This is a genomic window from Parachitinimonas caeni (assembly GCF_030129945.1).
Classification (GTDB): domain Bacteria; phylum Pseudomonadota; class Gammaproteobacteria; order Burkholderiales; family Chitinimonadaceae; genus Parachitinimonas; species Parachitinimonas caeni.
The window spans coordinates 1-255 of sequence record NZ_JARRAF010000292.1; the positions used below are offsets into that span (position 1 = coordinate 1).

Here is a 255-nt window from a genome sequence, read left to right on the forward strand (position 1 = left end):
CCGCCAATGGCGATGCGATCGAATTCAGCTACACCGGCCGCAACCTGACCAGTGAACGGGTCATCAAGGCCGGCGGGGGCAGTAGCACCCGCACCCTTTACAGCTACGACGAATACAACCGCCTGAAACAGGTTACCGTAGACCTGAGCCCCGACGACAACAGCACGGCCGACGGCAAGGTTTATCAGACCACCTACCGCTATGACGGCAGCAGCAACCGTCTGGCCGGCATCGACCAGACCGACGGCAGCAAGC

1 protein-coding gene is annotated in these 255 nt (G+C 61.6%); it reads left to right on the forward strand.

Annotated features, from left to right (window positions below; all coding sequences use genetic code 11):
* Positions 1-255, forward strand: a 255-nt coding sequence (locus PZA18_RS24750) for a hypothetical protein (RefSeq protein WP_308447468.1), incomplete at both ends; no start/stop codon positions are given.